Raw genomic sequence first — 3,192 nt, forward strand, 5'->3', positions numbered from 1 at the left:
GCTCTTGTTTATCACACATTCTCTCAAATAGTTGATCCGCATCAAAGATAACACGGATGCCCGGGGCGCATGTCGTGGTCTAGAAGTCGGATGGACTTCCGCAATTCAACGCGGTGACCACAATGTCGGACCTTTCCATTGATCGCGGCGCGCAGCAACGCGCGCTTTGGCTATCGACAATCGCCTTTACAATCTGTTTCGCGGTCTGGACGATTTTCGCCATTATCGGCATCCAGATCAAACAGGATCTCGGCCTCAACGAGACGCAATTCGGCCTGCTGGTCGGCACGCCGATCCTCACCGGCTCGCTGATCCGGCTCGCGCTCGGCGTCTGGACCGACCAATATGGCGGGCGGCGGGTCTTCACTCTGGTCATGCTGGCGGCGGCGCTGGCGACCTTCCTGCTGACCTATGCCCACACCTATCCGCAATTCCTGCTGGCGGCGCTCGGCGTCGGCATAGCGGGCGGCTCCTTCGCGGTCGGCGTGGCCTATGTCTCGCGCTGGTTCGACGCCGGAAGGCAGGGACTGGCGCTCGGCATTTTCGGCGCCGGCAATGTCGGCGCGGCGGTCACCAAATTCTGCGCGCCCTTCGTCATGGTGGCGATGGGCTGGAAAGGCGTCGCCAATGTCTGGGCCTGCGGCCTCGTCGTCATGGCGGTCGTCTTCTGGCTGTTCACCAAGGAAGATCCGGTCGTCGCGGCGCGTCGCCTCACCGGCGAAAAGCCGCGTAGCGCCTGGCTCGAAATGGCGCCGCTGAAGAATGTCCAGGTCTGGCGTTTCGCGCTCTATTATTTCTTCGTCTTCGGCGCCTTCGTCGCTTTGTCGCTGTGGCTGCCGCAATATCTCATCAAGGTCTATGGCGTCGACATCAAGACCGCCGGCATGACCGCGGCGATGTTCTCGCTGCCCGCCAGCCTGTTCCGCGCTTATGGCGGTCATCTCTCGGATCGCTACGGCGCCCGCACGGTGATGTACTGGACCTTCCTGGTCGGCGTCGTCTGCACCTTCATCCTGTCCTATCCGCCGACCGATTACGTCGTGCACACCGCGCAGGGCGACAAGAGCTTCCATCTCGCCATGGGCATCGGCGGATTCGTCGTCACCATTTTCGTGCTGGGCTTTTTCATGGCGCTCGGCAAGGCGGCGGTGTTCAAGCATATCCCGGTCTATTACCCGGATAATGTCGGCGCGGTCGGCGGCCTTGTCGGCATGATCGGCGGTCTCGGCGGCTTCGTTCTCCCGATCGCCTTCGGCGCTTTGTTCGACCTGACCGGCCTGTGGACGAGCTGCTTCATGCTGCTGTTCCTGATCGTGTCGGGTGCGCTGGTGTGGATGCATTTCGCCATCCGCCACATGGAGCGCAGCGCGGCGAGCGAGGCCGAATTGCGCAAGCTGCCGCAGCTTCCCGAAATGCAGGAGGTTCACAAGCCGCAGCATGTCGGCGCTTTGTCCGGCGCCGTGCTGCAGGACTGGCGCCCGGAAGACAAGAGCTTCTGGGAGAGCCAGGGCAGGGCGATTGCACGGAAAAACCTGTGGCTGTCGATCCCGTCGCTGTTCCTGTCCTTCGCCATCTGGCAGGTGTGGTCGGTGGTGGTGGCGAAACTGCCTTTGGTCGGCTTCAAATATTCGACCGACCAATTGTTCTGGCTGGCGGCTCTGCCGGGCCTGAGCGGCGCCACCTTGCGCATCTTCTATTCCTTCATGGTCCCGGTATTCGGCGGAAGGTTGTGGACGACCTTGGCGACGTGGTCGCTGATGATCCCGGCCATCGGCATCGGCTATGCGGTGCAATCGCCCGACACGCCTTATGTCGTGCTGCTGCTGCTCGCGCTGCTGTGCGGCTTCGGCGGCGGCAATTTCGCCTCCTCGATGTCGAATATTTCCTTCTTCTTCCCGAAGGCGGAAAAGGGCAATGCGCTGGCGCTCAATGCGGGGCTGGGCAATCTCGGCGTGAGCGCGGTGCAATTCGTCGCGCCGCTGATCATCGCCTATGGCGTGTTCGGCCCGCTCGGCGGCGCGCCGCAGGCGGTGGGCGTGGCCGACAAGGCGACGCAGATCTGGCTGCAGAACGCGGCCTTCATCTTCGTGCCTTTCATCGCGCTCTCGGCCTTCGCGGCCTGGTTCGGCATGAACGACATCGCCTCGGCCAAGGCGTCCTTCGCCGAACAAGCGGTGATCTTCACCCGCCGGCACAACTGGATCATGTGCGTGCTTTATACCGGCACCTTCGGCTCGTTCATCGGCTTTTCGGCGGGCTTCCCGCTGCTCAGCAAGATCCTGTTCCCGCAGGTGGATGCGCTGGCCTATGCCTTCCTCGGCCCGCTGGTCGGCGCGCTGGCGCGCTCCGGCACGGGCTGGGCGGCGGATCGCTGGGGCGGCGGACGCGTCACGGTCGGCGTGTTCCTCGGCATGATCCTTGGCGTGCTCGGCGTGATCTTCTTCATCGGGATCAAGGACCAGCCGGGGGCCTTCTGGGGCTTCTTCGCCAGCTTCCTGTTCCTGTTCCTGATGACCGGGATCGGCAACGCCTCGACCTTCCAGATGATCCCCAACATCATGCGCAAGGAAATCGCCCGGCTGGAGCCGCAGCTCGACAGCGCGGCGCGCACGCGGCAGGCGGAAAAGGAATCCGCCGCGATCACCGGCTTCACCTCCGCGATCGCCGCCTATGGCGCCTTCTTCATCCCGAAATCCTACGGCACCTCGATTTCGCTGACCGGCGGCGTGACCGGCGCGCTGTGGGCCTTCTGCGCCTTCTACGTGATCTGCGTGGTGGTGACGTGGGCTGTTTATACCCGCAAGGGCGGGCTGCTGCATGACGTCGAGCGGCGTGGGGCCGCCGCGCCGACGCCTGCGGAATAACAACAAAAGCAAGTTGACGACTGGAGATGGGCTATGAGTCACTTTCTTGACCGGCTGACCTTTTTCCGCAGGGCGCAGGAGCCTTTCGCGAATGGTCACGGCATCATGACCGACGAGGACCGGCGCTGGGAGGACGGCTATCGCAAGCGGTGGCAGCACGACAAGATCGTGCGCTCCACGCATGGCGTGAATTGCACCGGCTCCTGCTCGTGGAAGATCTACGTCAAGGGCGGCATCGTCACCTGGGAGACGCAGCAGACCGATTATCCGCGCACGCGGCCAGACCTGCCGAACCACGAGCCGCGCGGCTGCCCGCGCGGGGCGAGCT

2 protein-coding genes are annotated in these 3,192 nt (G+C 63.5%); both read left to right on the top strand.

Annotated features, from left to right (window positions below):
* Positions 1 to 122 precede the first annotated feature (122 nt).
* Positions 123 to 2,864, top strand: coding sequence for a nitrate/nitrite transporter (locus ACE3S9_RS17245; RefSeq protein WP_374547716.1), 2,742 nt, complete (start codon positions 123 to 125; stop codon positions 2,862 to 2,864).
* 33 nt (positions 2,865 to 2,897) lie between these two features.
* Positions 2,898 to 3,192: hypothetical protein (locus tag ACE3S9_RS17250; RefSeq protein WP_374547717.1), on the top strand; the 295-nt coding region annotated here is incomplete at its 3' end.

This window comes from Rhodoblastus sp. (genome assembly GCF_041915505.1).
GTDB lineage: Bacteria > Pseudomonadota > Alphaproteobacteria > Rhizobiales > Beijerinckiaceae > Rhodoblastus.

Excerpts from the sequence above, each read along its gene's own strand:
- ACE3S9_RS17245 (WP_374547716.1), top strand. The coding sequence starts at position 123 with ATGTCGGACCTTTCCATTGATCGCGGCGCGCAGCAACGCGCGCTTTGG.